This is a genomic window from Leptodesmis sp. (assembly GCF_052746595.1).
The window spans coordinates 33554-50071 of sequence record NZ_JBRAGO010000021.1; the positions used below are offsets into that span (position 1 = coordinate 33554).

At 50.0% G+C, this 16518-nt stretch carries 16 protein-coding genes; 7 read left to right on the top strand and 9 right to left on the bottom strand.

What is annotated here, in order from left to right:
- Positions 1–44: 44 nt before the first annotated feature.
- Both ACUVQO_RS06790 and ACUVQO_RS06795 read right to left on the bottom strand, forming a co-directional pair.
- Positions 45–911, bottom strand: a complete 867-nt coding sequence (locus ACUVQO_RS06790) for a putative PEP-binding protein (RefSeq protein ID WP_445925129.1) — start codon at positions 909–911, stop codon at positions 45–47.
- Positions 911–2428 carry a PEP/pyruvate-binding domain-containing protein gene (locus ACUVQO_RS06795; RefSeq protein WP_445925130.1) on the bottom strand — a complete coding sequence of 506 codons (1518 nt, stop codon included), beginning with the start codon at positions 2426–2428 and terminating at the stop codon, positions 911–913. Before ACUVQO_RS06795 ends, ACUVQO_RS06790 begins: the two co-directional genes overlap by 1 nt.
- Before the next feature lie 234 nt (positions 2429–2662).
- Here ACUVQO_RS06795 and ACUVQO_RS06800 point away from each other — a divergent pair, with 234 nt between their 5' ends.
- Positions 2663–3334 carry a ComF family protein gene (locus ACUVQO_RS06800; RefSeq protein WP_445925131.1) on the top strand — a complete coding sequence of 224 codons (672 nt, stop codon included), beginning with the start codon at positions 2663–2665 and terminating at the stop codon, positions 3332–3334.
- A gap of 75 nt (positions 3335–3409) precedes the next feature.
- Here the strand turns inward: ACUVQO_RS06800 and ACUVQO_RS06805 are convergent, their stop codons facing one another.
- The 4 genes from ACUVQO_RS06805 to ACUVQO_RS06820 form a co-directional block, all read right to left on the bottom strand.
- The gene (locus tag ACUVQO_RS06805) at positions 3410–3766 is read right to left on the bottom strand and encodes an ArsR/SmtB family transcription factor (protein WP_445925132.1); all 357 of its coding nucleotides are present in this window, start codon (positions 3764–3766) and stop codon (positions 3410–3412) included.
- A 134-nt stretch (positions 3767–3900) separates the two neighbouring features.
- Positions 3901–4854, bottom strand: coding sequence for a polyphosphate kinase 2 (gene ppk2, locus ACUVQO_RS06810; protein WP_445925133.1), 954 nt, complete (start codon positions 4852–4854; stop codon positions 3901–3903).
- Between the two features lie 30 nt (positions 4855–4884).
- The gene (gene fabG / locus ACUVQO_RS06815) at positions 4885–5580 is read right to left on the bottom strand and encodes a 3-oxoacyl-ACP reductase FabG (protein WP_445925134.1); all 696 of its coding nucleotides are present in this window, start codon (positions 5578–5580) and stop codon (positions 4885–4887) included.
- A 180-nt stretch (positions 5581–5760) separates the two neighbouring features.
- Positions 5761–6453, bottom strand: a complete 693-nt coding sequence (locus ACUVQO_RS06820) for a response regulator (protein WP_445925135.1) — start codon at positions 6451–6453, stop codon at positions 5761–5763.
- A 585-nt stretch (positions 6454–7038) separates the two neighbouring features.
- Between ACUVQO_RS06820 and ACUVQO_RS06825 the strand changes: the two genes are divergently transcribed.
- From ACUVQO_RS06825 to ACUVQO_RS06840, 4 genes are all read left to right on the top strand, one after another.
- Positions 7039–7407, top strand: a complete 369-nt coding sequence (locus ACUVQO_RS06825) for a hypothetical protein (protein WP_445925136.1) — start codon at positions 7039–7041, stop codon at positions 7405–7407.
- Between the two features lie 106 nt (positions 7408–7513).
- Positions 7514–8884 carry a peptidoglycan recognition protein family protein gene (locus tag ACUVQO_RS06830; protein WP_445925137.1) on the top strand — a complete coding sequence of 457 codons (1371 nt, stop codon included), beginning with the start codon at positions 7514–7516 and terminating at the stop codon, positions 8882–8884.
- Positions 8885–8894: 10 nt separating this feature from the next.
- Positions 8895–9392 (top strand): SLOG cluster 4 domain-containing protein, encoded by a 498-nt coding sequence (locus ACUVQO_RS06835; protein ID WP_445925138.1) that lies wholly within the window; start codon positions 8895–8897, stop codon positions 9390–9392.
- A gap of 232 nt (positions 9393–9624) precedes the next feature.
- Entirely contained in the window at positions 9625–9942 is a 318-nt protein-coding gene (locus ACUVQO_RS06840; RefSeq protein WP_445925139.1) for a DUF7219 family protein, read from the top strand.
- Here ACUVQO_RS06840 and wecB read toward each other — a convergent pair.
- Together wecB and ACUVQO_RS06850 are read right to left on the bottom strand one after the other, a co-directional pair.
- Positions 9900–11105 carry a non-hydrolyzing UDP-N-acetylglucosamine 2-epimerase gene (gene wecB / locus ACUVQO_RS06845; RefSeq protein ID WP_445925140.1) on the bottom strand — a complete coding sequence of 402 codons (1206 nt, stop codon included), beginning with the start codon at positions 11103–11105 and terminating at the stop codon, positions 9900–9902. The genes ACUVQO_RS06840 and wecB overlap by 43 nt on opposite strands.
- A gap of 224 nt (positions 11106–11329) precedes the next feature.
- Positions 11330–11704, bottom strand: a complete 375-nt coding sequence (locus tag ACUVQO_RS06850) for a hypothetical protein (RefSeq protein ID WP_445925141.1) — start codon at positions 11702–11704, stop codon at positions 11330–11332.
- Positions 11705–12303: 599 nt separating this feature from the next.
- Between ACUVQO_RS06850 and fabG (ACUVQO_RS06855) the strand changes: the two genes are divergently transcribed.
- On the top strand, positions 12304–13065 hold the full coding sequence (fabG, locus tag ACUVQO_RS06855; protein ID WP_445925142.1) for a 3-oxoacyl-[acyl-carrier-protein] reductase: 762 nt from the start codon (positions 12304–12306) through the stop codon (positions 13063–13065).
- A 16-nt stretch (positions 13066–13081) separates the two neighbouring features.
- Here fabG (ACUVQO_RS06855) and ACUVQO_RS06860 read toward each other — a convergent pair whose 3' ends face one another.
- Positions 13082–13675, bottom strand: coding sequence for a MarC family protein (locus ACUVQO_RS06860; protein WP_445925143.1), 594 nt, complete (start codon positions 13673–13675; stop codon positions 13082–13084).
- 352 nt (positions 13676–14027) lie between these two features.
- On the opposite strand from ACUVQO_RS06860, the gene ACUVQO_RS06865 reads away from it, so the two are divergent.
- Positions 14028–16223: an NAD-binding protein gene (locus ACUVQO_RS06865; RefSeq protein ID WP_445925144.1), complete on the top strand. Its 2196-nt coding sequence runs from the start codon at positions 14028–14030 to the stop codon at positions 16221–16223.
- Positions 16224–16518 lie beyond the last annotated feature (295 nt).

The following is a 16518-nucleotide window of genomic DNA, read 5'->3' on the forward strand; positions in this document are numbered from 1 at the left end:
CCTACTTACTGGGCCACCAGGGGTTGGAGATGCGTCAAAACGCCTTATAGATAGTAGCGAAAGCGAGTTTCTGCCTGGACGATCGCGGCCTGAGTACGCTCCACTGCATCTGGAACCACAGAGATGGTATCAATTCCCCACTTCACTAAATCCTCAATTAGATCGAGATGGCGGGAGGGCGCTTCACCGCAGATAGAACAGGGAATTCTCAGTTGCCGAGATTGCTGAATCAGATGGGCGATCGCCCGTCGCACGGCTGGATGGCGTTCATTAAACACGCTGGCTAGTTCAGGTTGATCTCGATGCGCTCCTAGCAGCAGTTGGGTTAAATCATTGGTGCCAATGGAAATGCCCTGCACTCCCGCCTCCACAAACTCTGGCAGAAGCAGCAACACAGCAGGAACTTCGGCCATGATCCAGAGTTGAAATTCTGGCGATTGCATGAGTCCGGCCTGTTCAACATACTGACGGCAAACCGTGAATTCTTCCACAGCCCGCACAAATGGCAGAATCAGCCGCACATTGGGATAGCCAGCCTGTTGTACCTGCGCGATTGCTGCCAGTTCTAGTTGAAAGAGTTCGGGAGCAAGCTGGTAACTGAATGCTCCTCGCAGTCCCAGTACTGATGCCTCCGAGTGCGGCATCTGAGCTACCGCACCTTGCCATTCGTGAGGTCGCAGATCCAGGGAGCGGTAGAACACAGGGCGCGGGTGGAATGCCTGAGCAAATTGCTGAATTGCTACTGCCATCTGCTGAATAAATTCTTGCTGGGAATGGTGTTGTAACCAGTGATCAGGAGATTGGGCATCTAGCACTGACAGAGCCAGCAATTCCGATCGCAAGAGGCCAACGCCATCCACAGGTAACGCCGCTATTTGTCCCAGGCGGGTGGGTTGGCTCAAATTCACCATCAACTGAGTGCGTCGGGGCGATGGCTAACCGCCTGAGGGAATGGCTGCTGCAGAGGCAAAGCCATTTCTAGATGAACCCTCCGCTCAGAGGGGGTAGGCAGGGGTGAGTGAAGGGGTTTCTGGCTGGGTTTGGTAATTCGGTAAATTCTGCCGCGATCGCCATCGACCCATAGCAACTCGCCAGATTGGATTTGCTGGGTGACGTTGGAAACTCCCAGCACCGCAGGCACCCGCAACTCCCGGGCCAGGATCGCACAATGACTGGTCATGCTGCCCTGTTCGGTAACCAATGCCGCGGCTGTTTCAATCCAGGGCAACCAATCCAGGGGTATTGTCGGTGCAACCAACACAGTATGGGGGGAAATATCGGCTGGGATGCGATCGGAGGCAATTACGCTGGCCCTGGCAAAGACCTGTCCCCCGGATGCAGCCAATCCAGTGCCAATTAAAACCTGCTGATTGGTGGTGCGCTTATAGGGAGCCTGTCTGGTTGGGAGATTACTTACCGCTCGAGAGGGGCGATTGTTCTGTTCGCTAACTCGTGTCTCTCGGTGATTGCCTGTGGGTAGAACATGGGTGAGATACAGTTGGCGAGTCCCATTAGCCTGCTGATGCAACAGCCATCCCAGAGACAAATTGGCACCCAAATCGGCCATCACCTGTTGTACCAGATCCACAAGGTGTTCCAGGTCAATGGCTTGCAGGGTGTGTCGCTGTTGCTCCTCGTCTGAGAGGGGAATCGCTGTTAGCAGAGACGTTGACTCGGCTGGGGGAGCCGCTAGATGATAGGCGATCGCCTTCCAGCCCAGGTGTTTCGCCTGCACCGTGCCCGTTTCCAGTTGAATCTGATAGGTGTCGGGAACCACTTCTCCCCGGTCGATCGCCATTCCCAAACCCGGAGTCGCCTGAATCTGCAGCTGGGATGGTGTGGTCATGACTGTACCTGCCGCGATCGCATCTTGCATGGATTGCACCAGGACGGCCAATCGTATGTTTTGTAGGGGAATCCCCGATCGTTGCCAGTAAAACAAACTTTTAGCGCTGAACAGGTTGGCCCAAACGACTGGCAAAGTTTTTGCTAATGAGGGCAGGTTCGCTGCACAAATCTCCGCGTTAAAGAGTCCTCCACCGCTGCCTGTAGCTAACCCAACAGGGTCAGCAAGGGTTGCTTGAGAAATGTTATTCACTCGCAGCGAAGGCCGCAGAATCAAGCTTGTCGCGGGTAACTCCGCCATCCTGACCTCAAGTTCCTGCAGCAGGGAATTGGGCAACGGGGAGGTCGTGATGGAGTGACGTAACTGAGTGGCGATCGCCTGCAGTTGCGCGGGATTGTCGATATCAACCCGCAGAGCAGAACTGGGAAAATCAGCAAACAAAGGCTGATCCCAGGCGATCGAGTGCAGAAAAGACCACAATGCCTCTGCCGTAACCACAAACCCTGGCAGCACTGGATATCCCTTCTGCAAAAGCTGACTGAGGTGGAATGCCTTGTATCCCACCGATGTTACAGAAGGCAAGGGAGCCTGATTCAGTGAGTAGAGGAGAGGATCCACAAAGGCGGACGTATAGACACGGCTCGATCTTAGCCGTCAATCGTTGAGCAGGTGTCCCTTCCTCACAATAAATGAAGGATTATCACAAGTTCGGCTCAATCCCTGGGCACACTTCATTGGGGTTGGGGAGCAGGGGCGGGAATTGGGGATTAGGGGTTGGTGATTGGCTGTACTGTATGCGAGTGAGAAGTGCCAGCAATGAAAGGTTTGAGAAGGTTACTGGATCGGGGACTGAAGGTGCTTTTGGAGTCGCCCTGTCCACTTTGTCAGCGATCGGCTCCGACTGAGATTTGCAACACCTGTCAGCGGCGGATTATGGCTTGTCAGGTGACACCAACCTGGGACATGGCGGAGAACCTGCCAGTGTTTGCCTGGGGGGTATATAGTGGTGCGTTGAAACAGGCGATCGCCGCTTTGAAATATGACAATCAGCCTCATCTGGCTTATCCGCTAGGAGCCTGGATGGGAAGTGCCTGGAATTGTGCCCATCCTGTTTTGACTCCCGCGATCGTGGTTCCCATTCCCATGCACATCAGCAAACAGCGAGAACGAGGGTTTAATCAGGCGGCGCTACTGGCTCGTTCCTTTTGTCAGGCCACCCGCCTCCCCTTGAAAGTAGATGGCTTGGAACGCCAGCGAGCAACAGCAGCCCAATTCACACTGTCGAACCTGGAACGGCAACAGAACTTGCAAGCTGCTTTTTGCCTGGGGCGAGCCTTACTCCATCAGCGACCCTCTCAGCCTATTCTGCTGCTCGATGACATTTACACAACTGGAGCAACTGCTCAAGCCGCTGCCAAGACCCTCCGCGATCGTGGCTTTCAGGTGAAGGGGATTGTGGTGCTGGCCAGAGCAATGAGAATAAGATGACGGGGGATGATGAGAAATGATGAGAAGGCGATCGCCTCATCCCGTTACGTCATTTTCTGTTATCTCGTCATTCCATCATCGCGTCATCACTTCGGGTCGCCGCAGGCTTTCCAATTGTTTGAGTTGTTGCGATTGTTCTTCTAAGCGGAAGGACAGGCGATCGCTCACCAATTCACACAGATCGAAAATAAACGGTTCGGCAATTTCGTAGTACACACTCACGCCTTTGGGAGTACGAGACACGATTCCAGCCTGAGCCAGGATCTTCAGATGCTTGGAGACATTAGCCTGCCCTAACCCTGTCTCTTCCATAATTTCCGTTACGTTTTTAGAACCCGATCGCAGGCAGCAGAGTACCTGCAAACGGCTCAATTCAGACAGGACTTTGAAGTAATCGGCCACATGGGCCAAGGCAACGGGAGGTAGGGGCATAATTTTGAGGTTATTTGGGGTTATTTTTAAGCATAATTCTTCTTGTATTCTAACAGTTGGAGTATATTCTCATGCAGTAATTTTTGTGTTCTTAGAACTTAGAGTTCTTTAAAAACTCTGAATTCTCCAACTCGCTAATACACTTGGGGCACGAAGAACTGTTCGTTGCGGGGTGCCCGTACGTAGTCTTCACAGATGACACGGGGAGAGAGTTCTAGAGGTGGGGGTACCATATCTTCGTAGGGAACTTTGCTCAAGATATGGTGGATGCAGTTGAGCCTTGCCCGTTTCTTATCGTCAGCTTCGATCGTGAACCAGGGAGCCTCTGGAATATTGGTATGGGTAAACATTTCATCCTTGGCTTTGGAATATTCTACCCAGCGGTTTCTGGATTCTAGATCCATAGGGCTGAGTTTCCAGCGGCGAATTGGATCCTGGGTACGCGCTTGAAAGCGTCTTTCCTGTTCTTCGTCACTGACGGAAAACCAGTATTTCAGCAACACGATCCCCGATCGCACCAGCATCCGTTCAAACTCTGGGCAGGACTGCATAAATTCCTGATACTGCTCATCGGTGCAAAAGCCCATCACTCGCTCTACTCCTGCCCGGTTATACCAACTGCGATCGAACAACACAATCTCCCCAGCTGAGGGTAAATGTGCTACGTAGCGCTGAAAATACCACTGGGTTTTTTCAATATCAGAGGGCGTTCCTAGGGCCACCACCCGGCAGCCACGAGGATTGAGTAATTCAATAATCCGTTTGATAGTACCACCCTTACCCGCAGCGTCCCGCCCTTCAAAAATAATTACTACCCGATAACCTGTGTGCTTGATCCAATACTGCATCTTTACTAATTCAATCTGCAGCTTCTTCAATTCTTTCTCATAAAACTCAGTAGAAAGTTTTGTAGAAATATCTTCTGCGCTTTCATAAAGTATTTTACTCAGTTTCTTGTCAGATTTTTTAGACAGTTTATTCTTGTTTTTCTTCTTTTTGATTTTATCTTTTTTCTTTTGCTTTTCTTGATGATCTTCATCTAAACAGAGTAAGTCATTGTCATTACTGTTATTTTTCGAAGTTTTCATGCTATCCTCCGAGAGTTTTGCTGATATTCCTTAAACGTCTCCATACACAGGTACTGCTGCACCTCGAAGATCACGAGCAGCTTCAGAGGCTAAAAAGCAGATGACCTGAGCCAGCGATTCTGGTTTTACCCATTGGAAGGCATTCTCTGCTCCCATGGCTGCTCGATTGGCAGGCGTATCAATAATGCTGGGGAGGACGACATTGGCTGTGATATTGGTGCCTTTCATTTCATCGGCGATCGCCCGAGTTAACGCCACCACTCCAGCCTTAGATGCACAGTAAGCGGCCAGTTGTCCCCCTGGTTCCACCGCTGCCCGTGACCCTACTGTGACAATCCGGCCATATCCAGAAGCCACCATTTTCCGCAAGCTATGCTTACAGGCCAGAAAGGTTGTGGTCAAATTTAGCTGAAAGTCAGCCTGCCATTGTTCCAGACGATACTCATAGGTTTTGCCCATCGAAAACCCACCCACCAGATGAATCAGTACATCCACCTGCCCCATCCCATCCACTAGATGCTGAACTGAGGGTTCATGGGTTAAGTCCGTTGCGACAAATTGAATTCGGGCAAAATCTGCAGGAGCTAGAAATCCCTTTAACCGTTCTACCTCTTTGGGATTGTGATAGGGAATAGTGACATTGGCTCCCTGAGCTAAGACAGCGGGTGTTACCCCCAGTCCTAAACCACCTGTGCCACCAGTTAACAGAACTTTTTTGCCTTTCATGAGTACTCGATCGTGGAGAGTCAACAGCCTGCCATTGAACTGTGCAGTCAATAGCCTAACTCTTCGATCCAGAGTTGTCCCCGAATCCCTATTTACTTTTAAAGATTCACCTGATCAACTTGCTCACCCTCTCGTGGAGGCGTTTTGCCAGGATATCTCTACCAATTCCTGATTCCTGATCTATTCCTTTGTCAGCCCATGTTCTAGGGCGTACCGCACCAACTCGGTACGGCTGTTGGTACCTGTTTTGACAAACAAACGGCTGACGTATTTCTCCACATTCCGCACGCTGGTTTCCAGGCGACGGGCAATTTCCTTGTTCATCATGCCATCGACTACCAGGTTCAGCACGCTTTGCTCCCGCGGGGTGAGGTCAAGTTTGACCGGAGTAGTGCTCTGGGCGATTGCCCCTCTCTGAGTCAGTAAGGCCCGAATTTCGGCAATCTGCCGCGCCATATCAGCAATGTTATGTACCTCATCATCGCCTCCACTGCGAGCCGCAGCTTGTTTTTCCAGTAAGTTCTTGATCACTGCGACTAATTCATCGGGATCAAAGGGCTTGGAGATATAGGCATCACATCCGGCGTTGTATCCCTGAATGCGATCGGCAGTCATCCCTCTAGCAGTGAGGAACACGATCGGGAGGGTCTTAAACTGAGGCTCTTCGCGCAACTGCTTCAAAAACTGATAGCCATCCACCTGAGGCATCATGATATCCGTAATCACCAGGTCAGGCAGTTTCTGTCGAGCCAGATCCAACCCTTCACGGGCATTACTGGCTACATCGACGGTAAAGCCGCTATCTTCCAGGTAGGCTTGCACCGCTTCTCGCAGTCCTGGTTCATCATCGACCAGTAACAGTTGACCTGCCATTTTGGCTATTAGCTCCTAATCTTTTTCTACTCATTCTAATCATAGCCGTTGATATAGCAATCCTCTGAGAATGGGCAGGCACCCTTCCTCGGGGAAAATTGATTCTAACTCCCTGATTCATTAACTATTTAGGACTACGCAAGAGCACTGCAATGAGTAGGAAAGCATGATCCACCAAATAGAAATAGGGTATGACATTATAGGATGAAATCTGGCGACTAATGAATAAGATTGGGGTGACTCCCCTCCGGTGTTGCTATCATGCTTCTTAAAGATTGGCTTCCTATTCTGATTTCTGCTATTTCACTGGTGGTTAGTTTGACTGTTGCCTATAAATCTTTTTTTCTCAGGCTTTGCAGGTCAAGTCTTTCTGGGTAACTGCAAGTCGCTTCTGAGGCTATCCTGGGACTGAGGTAGAGGTGGGCATATATTCTGATAAGTTTACTGACATGTGGGGACTAAAATTGAAGAGCAAAGCTAGACAATCAAAATAAAGGCTGAGGAACTCTGGCTTTTAAGGCTAGATGCCGTTTTAGCTCTTCCGTAAGGAAGTATCGCTTTGTGGCGTAAACTTAATAAATCTATATGGAATCCAACATTGTTGTAACGAGCAATCAGAACATTGTCGTCAGTGGGAGATTTCGGGACGGAACGATCGCAACAACAACTGGTAACGTCGCCAATGAGCCTACTCCAACAGAAATTAAGCCAGAAAAGGGAACCGCGAATCTTGTTAAGCTGCGGGATATGCTTGAAAGTCGCTTCAATCCGCAAGAGTTATCAGTTTTAGTATTTGACTTAGGGGTTGATTATGATGCCTTGTATGGTCAGTCTCGTTCTCAGAAAACAGGTGATCTGATTTATGAACTAGTTCGTACCGATCGCCTGGGTGATTTGATAGAAGTCGGGAGGCGATTACGTCCAGATGTTCCCTGGGACAATGTGATTAGTTAGCTTTCCTGTTTCAGGCGCTGTCTAGCATCCCGATTCTTGACTTTGTGCTGATTTGGGGCAAACTGGTTCTTGCAGGGAAAGCTCTCGTGTTCAGGCCAATTAACTTATGCTTCAGGTTACTCAGGCTCCCCAAGCGCCAGTTCTAGTCCAGCAACGATTCTCCATTCTGGGGATAGCCTCAACGACCTATGCAGGGAGAACGTTGCGGTTAACGGTTGATGGGTTTTACACCACCAATGGCCCGGTCATCAAACCCGATGGCACCTGGCAAGTTGATTTTTTGTTTCAGCAGACCGGCAACCGCCGTTTGCGAATCGCTGTTGGCACGGACAGCACAGAAATTATCATTCCTGTTGTGGATAGTGTGCCGCAGACGCGACAGTTACGGTTTACCCAGGTTCCTACCCGGTTGCAAATTGGACAGGCAGCCGTCATTGAGGGAACAGCCACCAATTTTCCTGACGGGTCAGCGTTGTTTTTGCGGGCAGATGGCCAGTTTGAACTGGCTCGCCCGATTGTGCGATTAGGGAAATGGCAGGCGACGATCGGGTTTAACCAGTTGGGAAAACGTACTCTAGAGATTATTAGTTCAGATGGTAAAAATCGGGCTACTGCCGAAGTTGAGATCGTTGCGGCTCCACCCCGTCCACCCCGGTTAAGTTTTACAAATCCTCCTCAACAGGCCAAGGTTGAAGAAACCATTTTGTTAACCGGGACTGCAGAAAATTATAATGACGGCGACCAACTGGTACTGCGGGTCGATCAAAAAGTGGAACTGGCTCGTCCCCTGGTCAGGGCTGAGCAGTGGCAAGCACAAACCCTATTTCGACAGACAGGCAACCGTTTAGTAGAAATTATTGGTTCCGAACAAGACAAAGCCCAGACCATCATTCAGGTTGTGCAGGGAGATACAGGTTTTAAGGTGCTGCCCCGCAGTACCTGGACTGGTACGCCCACGCCAACCAGTCTGCCCAATCTGCAACCCAAAGGAATCACCATCCACCATACGTTTCTGGGTAATGCGCTCTCTCCGAATGCCGCGATCGCCGATGAAGTCGCCCGGATGCGGGTGATCTGGAATGGTCATGTTAACGGTAATGGTTGGTTAGATATTGGGTATCACTTCATCATCATGCCCAGTGGCCGGGTGTATGCTGCCCGCTCGGAAACAAAACGGGGATCACACGACGTGGTGAATGATGGGTTAGGAGTTGCCTTTGATGGTATCTATAGTTCGGTCATGATTAATTCGCAGATGTACAATGCTGCTGTAGCCCTCTGCACCATTCTGTGTAAACGCTATGGCATTACGGATACTGTAACGCCCATTCCCACCCCCACGGCAGACTTTGGCACCCGCAATCTGCCTCGCATCATGGGCCACCGCGATCGGGTCGCCACCGAATGCCCTGGCAGTGAAGGAGGTCGCACAGTCCGGCTACCTGAGATCCGGCAAGCGGTGAATGCTCAGATTTAAGAACTTTGCCATGCAAACAATCATCGGGGTCATGGGGCCAGGGGAGCAGGCGACGGCAAGGGATATGCAGGTCGCTTATGAACTGGGTCAGGCGATCGCCACGGCGGGATGGGTTTTGCTGACAGGTGGTCGGCCAGTCGGGGTGATGGCGGCGGCCAGTCGGGGAGCAAAAGGTGCAGGAGGATTAACGATCGGGATTTTACCCAGTAAGCACCGGGAGGATGCTGCTGATGCGATTGATATTGCGATCGTGACGGGGATGGGTAATGGCCGCAATATCATTAATGTTCTCTCCAGTTCTGTGATTATTAGCTGTGGTTTGGGAGCCGGAACTGCTGCCGAGGTGGCTTTAGCGATCAAAACAGGCAAACCGATTGTGCTCCTAAATCTCTCGGAAATGGATTGTCGGTTTTTTCAGAATTTAGCCAGTTATCCGTTAGGAATTGCAGGCCATGTTGAAGATGCGATCGCCCTGGTGCATCAGTTTCTGTCGTTAACCTCTGGATAGAGGAAAACTAAGGTGAGATGGGGGAAGATGAGAAGGTGAAAGAGTGGGAGAGGCCATCATTTAGAAAATATTGAAGGGTTTGAATACCCGGTGGGGACAGGAGCCTATACCTGTTCTGCGAGTAGATCAGTATGATCAAAATGGTGCAGGCGATCGCCATGGCCTCTTCCTTGAATCAAAAGCGGCTTGAACTGTTGGCCGGCCTATTGGACGCAGACGGCAGGCAATCGCCATGGCCTCTTCCTTGAATCAAAAGTCCTTTCGTGTAGAATTTTTTGCCGTGGCAGACAGTCCTGAAAGAGAAAAATTCTTGTACCCCATCGGTCGGTATCACGGAAGCTTTACTCCTGAACAGCTTGTGTTCAATGCCAACTTGCAGGAGTTTGCCCAGCGGGTATCGCTGATTTGTGGCCTGGAAACGGGTGGCAAAATTAGTACTGAGGATGCTTATAGACAGATTAAGGAGTTGTGGAAGACTTTGAAAAAGTCAAAGAAGGAACTGCTCGATCAGCAGAAGCTACCTCCTCCAGAGTTACTAGAAGATGAGTGAGTTGATTCCCTACTCGCGATTCCCTCAAAATAATCTGTCACAATTTGCAAAATGCGATCGCTGGCATGACCATCTCCAAAGGGATTGATTGCTTTGGCCATCGCGTCATAGGCCAGTGGATTGTCCAGTAAGTTGGCGGCAGTCTCCAGGATGCGATTTGGGTCTGTACCAACCAACCTGGCAGTTCCGGCCACAATTGCTTCCGGTCGCTCGGTGGTTTCTCGCAATACCAGAACGGGTTTTCCTAAACTGGGGGCTTCTTCTTGCAGGCCACCAGAATCCGTCAGTAATAAATAACTGCGCTGAATAGCTCCCACCAGTTCAGCATAATCCAGTGGCTCGGTTAAGAACACACGGGGATGATTGCCCAAGGTAGCCTGCAACGGTTCTCGCACAGTCGGATTGCGATGCAGGGGCAGGAGCAGTGCCGTATCGGGAAACTTATCCAGCACCTTTAAAAATCCCATTGCAATATCCTGCAACGGCTTTCCCCAATTTTCCCGCCGATGCACGGTGGCGAGGATGACGCGGTACTGATTCCAGTCCAGACCAAGCACCTCACACCGGGGATGGCGAGCGGCTACGGACAGCAAGGCATCAATCACTGTATTGCCCGTTTGATGGATTTCTCCTGGTACAGACGATCGCTGCAAGTGCTCAACGGCCAGGGAAGTGGGGGCAAAGTGCAGCCAGGTGAGCTGGGAAATCAAGCGACGATTGGCTTCTTCGGGATAAGGATTATAGAGATTATCGGTGCGTAACCCCGCTTCTACGTGGCCGACTGGAATTTGCTGATAGAAAGCGGCCAACGCGGCAGCAAAGGCTGTTGTGGTGTCTCCCTGTACCAGCACTAAGCAAGGTTGCAGCCTCTGAAATAAAGTTTCTAGACCTTGCAAACTGCTACAGGTAATACTAGTCAGGGTTTGCTTCGGTTGCATGATCGCTAGATCCTGATCCGCCGTCAGATCGAACAACTCCATCACTTGATCGACCATTTCCCGGTGCTGCCCCGTTAAAATCACCTGCGTGGTAAATAATCGAGAATCGCGAAATTTCTGGATCACGGGAGCCATCTTAATGGCTTCGGGACGGGTGCCAACAATAATGCTGATGGGGATGGGCGATCGAGACATTGCCATAAACCACAAAACGGCTGAACACATGAAAACTTTCCCTATCCTAATGGCTCCTGGTTCATTGGTCAGCACGCAACAAAAAACCCGGTTAAAAACCGGGTGGGTGGGGAAACATCAACAAAGCAAGTTGTCCGCCTTGTAAGTTTCAGATTTTGTCAGGGGCTGGCATTTGGATATTTAGATGCCTGCCACTAAAGGTAAAATCATTTGCCAAATGCCGCGCCCCTACTAATTGCTAATGCTTTTGACAGCTATTTTTCAATTCCACACGTTAAAGGGCAAGAGGCAAATACAGAAGTATGTCTGGGGTTTTCTTCACCTTGCAACCAGCGCAACCAACTTACCTGCTCAGGATCAACCCCTTTAAAGGTGAGCACACCAGCACCGAATAAAACAGCCACAATATTCAAGCCAATAATGCCACTTGCAACCAGTAACACTGAACTCATGGGAATAACGGCCTGCAAAATAACGGCGAGGAGAGATCCCACAGTAACCATCAAAATGACGAGCGGAAACCCTACAACCAGCAGGCAAACTGCTAAGGTAAAGCTCCAAATCAAAAAGCTTCTGATCATCAACAAACCATAAACGCTTCTAAAGCTTGGACTGTGAGAGAGTGCCATGCCTTCCTCCTAGAGTTTTTAAAGGAATTGAATTTAGTGAAATATCTACAGGTGATCCCCACCACTCAGGATCGAGTGAAAATTAGTATAGGGAATATACCGATGGAAAATAAGGGTTTGTTGGATAAATTTACAGATTTTCTTATCGATCGCCCCTTGACGAAATATTTTCTGATGAAGTAGAAGGCTTGAAACGTCCATTTTGCAAACAGCAATTTTTCGCCCCAGTTCTTACTAGATAAGGCTTTGCATTTGATCCCCACAGGAGATCACTGATTTGAATTGTAAAGAGACGTGTATGTGAATAAATTGCAAGAATTGCTCTTAATATATCTTCTAATTTCTCTCATTTAAGGACTGTCTAGCCTGCGTTATCTAAATCAATGCTAGATAGAGATCAGTGCCAGATAGAGAACGGTCGTTTTCCGATCAGAGAAACTACGGTTCTGGACTGGGATAGAGTTTATCTATTGGCGTAGCTGGTTAAGGCTATAGCTTATCGATGATACTACCGCTCCGGATCCTCCTTTCCCGTATGATGATTGAGCAGAGTATGCAACCGTTTTGGGGACGCAAGGAATTTGTTAGAGGAGAAGACTATGGCATCTGCAGAGGGCGCACAACGGCTCAAGGACAAGGTGGCGATCGTCACAGGAGCCTCCCGCGGTATTGGACGGGCGACAGCGTTAGCGCTGGCCAGTGAAGGAGCCAATGTCGTCGTTAACTATGCCAGTTCCCAGGAAGCGGCAGATAAGGTGGTGGCTGAAATTACGGCAATGGGCAGTCAGGCGATCGCGCTGTCAGCGGATGTCTCCCAGGCGGATCAGGTGGATAATCTGGTTAATGCGGTGATGGAAAAGTGGGGCCGGATTGATGTGCTGGTGAACAATGCCGGAATTACCCGCGATACCTTACTGCTGCGCATGAAATTGGAAGAGTGGCAGGCTGTGATTGACCTCAACCTGACCGGAGTGTTTCTCTGTACTCGGGCCGTTAGCAAGATCATGTTAAAGCAGCGCTCTGGACGGGTTATTAACATCACTTCGGTCGCTGGACAGATGGGCAATCCCGGACAGGCCAATTACAGTGCAGCCAAAGCTGGGGTGATCGGCTTTACGAAAACAGTTGCTAAAGAGTTAGCCAGTCGCGGCATTACTGTGAATGCGGTGGCTCCGGGATTTATTGCCACCGATATGACCTCCGATCTGAACGCTGAAGAGATTCTCAAATTTATTCCCCTCAACCGTTACGGTCAACCGGAAGAAGTGGCTGGCATGATTCGTTTCCTGGCGGCTGACCCCGCTGCGGCTTACATCACGGGACAGGTGATGAATGTTGATGGTGGCATGGTGATGGCTTAGGGGTAACTCTTGATATTTACAGTCCAAATAATTCCCGGATACCTTCACTACCAATTTCCACCGCTAACGCAGCCAGCAGAAAGCCCAATACCTGGGTCACAATGACGGCGCCCTGCACACCAATCCATTTATCGATGTGGGAAGCCTGACGAACAATGATCCAGGTGACGAGCATGGCAGAAATGATGCCAGCGACTACACTCAATTGAGCCTGGGGGGATTCGGTCATGACCACCATCACGGTAGAGAGCGTTCCAGGGCCAGCCAGTAATGGGAGCGCTATAGGGGCAATGGCTACGTCCCGTTCTTTCTCTACCAGGGGGGTATCCATCTCGCCGCGCAACATATCTAAGGCAATCAGCAACAGAATCAGTCCACCGGATACCTTTAAAGCTGCCAGACTGATGTGCAAATAATCGAGAATGGCCTGTCCGGCAAAGGCAAAGGCCAGAATGACCAGGGTGGCAACAATACTGGCTCGATCGAACACCCCATTACGCTGATCCGGCTCCATGTCCTTCGTCAGCACCAGAAACATGGGGGCATTGCCCAAGGCATCGGCCATGATAAAAACGGCGGTAAAAGTGCGAACAAAGGTTGGAATATCCACGTTATGCAGGAGCGATCGCTTGACGAAAAGATTTCAGGGCTTGCTTCTAAATCATACAAAGCAAAATTTCCCGTGTGTTAGCCCATAATTGTTTGCGCGGCGATCATTCCCACCCTGAAGCCATCCAATTTCGGCAGCCAATGAACTCAAGGAGCAACTTTTACTGCCTGCAACGGTTTTGAGGACAGATCAACAGATGAAAGGATTTCCACGGTTGTCCGGACGTGAAATGTGATGTGCAAAACCAGCATCCCCTATCTTCTGCCGATACAATTTTCCTATCTAGCGCCATCAATCATCCAACCAGTAATGTCAAGTCCGGAATCCATCTTACCGGGCTTTTTCATCACTCGTGAATCTGCCGGATCTGGAGCCATTGCTTTCTTCGTCGCCTCTAGTCGGAGGTGATCACTTCATTGTGTGTGGGTTGGGTCGGTTGGGCCAACATTGTGTGCTGGCGCTGAAATCCTTTGCGCTGGATGATTTCGAGATCAAAGTGGTGGCAATCGATCGTAAGCATCCTGATGATTGGGAGATTGACCAGTTACCGGAGCTATTAGCCAAGGAGATGGTAACGGGAGATTGTCGGCAGGATACGATTTTGTACCAGGCAGGTATTCAGCACTGTCGAGCAATTTTGATTGTGACGAGCGATGAAAATGCCAATATTGAGACGGCGATCGCAGCAAGACGATTAAACCCGGATGTACGCTTGATTGTGCGGTCTGGTAAGCACAACTTGAATGAGTTGTTGAAACAGAAACTGGGTAACTTTGCCGCCTTTGAGCCGATTGAACTGCCAGCCGCCTCTTTTGCCTTGGCCGCATTAGGAGCAGCGACCCTGGGATTGTTTAAGGTGGGCGATCGCCAGTTGCGCGTGATCAAACACCAGGTTGCAGGTGGAGACGATCGGTTTGAAAACCTGCCCATCCACAAACTCCATAAAGAAAGTGGTCGGCTGCTGCAATACCATCCGGCTGATCCCGCTGATTCGGCACCACTGGACAGCCAGCTATCTCTCCACGACAATGGTTTTACCTCCAAGGCTCAAGCTTCAACCCTGGCAGCATCTGTCATTTCCAACTCTGAATCGATTTTTTATCAATGGCCTACCGATACTCGTATTCGGCCCGGAGATACGCTGATCTATATTGAGCAAGTCGAATCCTCCAAGATACCCCCTTCCTCTACTCAAGATAAAAGAAACTGGCAATGGCTGGGACAACATGTGCAGCGGCTAGCTCCAGGAAATTGGCGGCTGGCTGTGACTCGTGCCTGGAACTGGATCAATCGGGAACGCACCCGCCGCCTGACCGGCCTGGGTTTTCTCTTGGCTTTCCTACTGGGGATTCTGGGGGCGGTTTTGCTCAAATTGACGGTGGAGGGAATGACTTGGCAGGCAGCCATCTCCAGTGCTGTGATCCTGCTGCTGGGAGGATATGGGGATGTTTTTGGTGGGTTAGAGGTCATAGTGCCGATTCCCTGGTGGGTACAGGTGATTTGTTTGCTAATTACGGCGATTAGCATCTTGTTCGTGCTTAGCGTGTTGGGGCTGTTGGCCGATCGCCTGTTAAGCACCCGCTTCGAGTTTTTACGGCGGCGACCTCCCATTCCCCAGGCCAATCATGTCGTGCTGGTGGGGCTGGGTCGGGTGGGCCAGCGGATTGCCGCCTTGCTATATGAATTTCGGCAACCCTTTGTATGCCTGACGCATCTCAAAGAGCAGCAAGACTTGATGCCGCAAGTCCCCCTGGTTTACAGTCCGATTACCCAGGGGCTAGCCAGTGTTAATCTGGCCCAGGCCAAAAGTTTGATTGTGGCAACGGATGATCAGATGCTAAACCTGGAAGTGGCATTGACGGCTCGGAATGCTGCCTCTGAGATCGATCGCACCCTGAATTTAATCATTCGTGCTCAGGATCAGCGGTTTTGCAATCATCTCAATGGCTTACTGCCCGATGCCAAGGCCCTTTGTGTCTATGCCTTATCGGCTGAAGCCTTTGCCGGAGCTGCTTTTGGGGAAAACATCCTAAGTTTATTTCGGCTGGCCAATCAAACTATTCTGGTGACGGAATACCATATTGAGGCAGCCGATACCTTGCATGGCAAACTTCTAGCCCAGGTTGCTTACGGCTATGACGTGGTGCCGATCGCTTACCAATCCTATGCCGATTCCCATCTGAAACTGATGCCTGCTGATGAGACTCGGCTGCAAGTGGGTGATCGCTTAATCGTTTTAGCCACCATTCAGGGACTGCAAAAAATTGAATGGGGAACAATCACCCCTCCCCGACAGTGGCAATTACAGGCCTACAGACCCTTGAATGCTGGAGCTACCTATTACGCTGGAAATGTGCTGGAAAATATTGCTGGCTGTGAACTGAGCAAAGCCAGAGCCTTCATGGATCATTTACCGGAAAATTCCGATATTCCCGGTGTGATAGAACTCTCTCTCTATGACCATCAAGCGGCTCATCTGCTCCGCAAACTTCGCAAATTATTGCCGGTGCGGTTGATTCCGATCGGGCAACAACTAGATCCTCCGTAACCCTCCTCAAAAAGGCTAGTGGGTACACACATCTCGGTAAAGCCCAAAGTTTATATCCGAGGGACTCTCCCTAGCCCCCTGAAAAAGAGTAGGGCTGATTCTTTGATGTTGACAAATAATCTGTACCGACAGAAATATGATGAAGCGGAAACTTTGCTTAGTTGGTTTAATCTACTGGACATTAAGATCGCTTTGATACTGAAAACCTAAATAAACTCAACTCTATATCTCAAAAGCACTTATAGAGAATATTGTAAACAAATGTTAAAATTATATCACTAAGACGTATTTTCAG